2 protein-coding genes are annotated in these 1,291 nt (G+C 73.4%); both read left to right on the top strand.

The features are described 5' to 3' along the window. Nucleotides 1–1,097, top strand: a 1,097-nt coding sequence (locus AC1D01_RS35110; protein ID WP_477874201.1) for a RecB family exonuclease, incomplete at its 5' end; no start/stop codon positions are given. Then, the coding region (locus tag AC1D01_RS35105; protein ID WP_477829047.1) for a UvrD-helicase domain-containing protein at nucleotides 1,094–1,291 on the top strand (198 nt) is incomplete at its 3' end. The genes AC1D01_RS35110 and AC1D01_RS35105, both read left to right, overlap by 4 nt.

Below are 1,291 nucleotides of genomic sequence, written 5' to 3'. Positions count from 1 at the left end.
ATCCGCTGCCGTTCATCAGCGATGCGCAGGCCGTCGCGCTCGGCCTGCCGAGCGCGGCCAGCCGCCGCGAGCGCGAGGCCTTGTCGTTCGCGCATGCGATGCATGCCGCGCAGGTCACGCTGCTGCGCCGGCATGTCGACGGCAGCGAGCCGCTGTCGGCCAGCCCGCTGGTCGAGCGGCTGTCGCTCGCGCTGCAGAAGGTGTCGCGCAGCCTCGACGCCTGGGCCGATCCGCGCTCGTCGCAGGCGATCGAGCCGCAGCCGGTCTACATGCCGGCACCGTCGGCCGGCGCGCTGCTGCCGGCCAAGCTGTCGGCGAGCGCCTGCGAGGCGCTGCGCGCCTGCCCGTACCGCTTCCATGCGCTGCACATGCTGAAGCTGCGCGAGCCCGGCGAGCTCGATGAAGAGGTCGAGAAGCGCGACTACGGCAACTGGCTGCATGCGGTGCTGCAGGCCTTCCACGAGACCCGCTCCGCCCCCGGCACGCCGGCCGACGAGACCGAACGGCTGCTGCAACTGGGCCGCACGATGCAGGACCGCGCCGGCCTCGCCGACGAGGATTTCCTGCCCTACGGCGCCAGCTTCGAGCAGCTCGCGCCGCGCTATGTCGCGTGGCTGCACGAGCGCGATGCGCAGGGCATCGAATGGGCCGAAGGCGAGCAGGCGCACGAGGTCGAGCTGCCGGCGCCGGCGGCCGTCACGCTGCACGGCCGCATCGACCGCGTCGACCACCGCCACGAGGCCGGTGCGCGGGTGCTGGAGCTGATCGACTACAAGACCGGCAGCGAGAGCGCGCTGCGCCAGCAGGTGCGCCAGCCGCTCGAAGACACGCAGCTCGCGTTCTACGCCGCGCTGATGCGCCCGCACACCGAGGCGCCGCTGCAGGCCGTCTACCTGCTGCTCGATGCCGGCCACGAGATCCGCCAGGTGGTGCATCCCGAGGTCGAGGCGAGCGCGCAGGCGCTGGTCGAGGGGCTCGCCGGCGAGCTGGCCCGCATCCGCGCCGGCGCGGGCCTGCCGGCGCTCGGCGAGGGCCGCGTCTGCGAGTTCTGCGAGGCCCGGGGCCTGTGCCGCAAAGACCAATGGAGTGCGCGATGAACGCCCCGGCCTACCAGGCGGACGGCGCCCCGGTGTCGCGCGAGGCGTTCTACGCGATCGCCTGCGACCCGCAGCGCAGTGTCGTCGTCGAGGCCTGCGCCGGCGCGGGCAAGACCTGGATGCTGGTGTCGCGCATCGTGCGGGCGCTGCTCGACGGCGCGCGCCCGCAGGAGATCCTCGCGATCACCTTCACC

It is taken from the genome of Rhizobacter sp. P3_B12, assembly GCF_056402895.1.
This window is presented reverse-complemented; position numbering and strand designations above follow the sequence as displayed.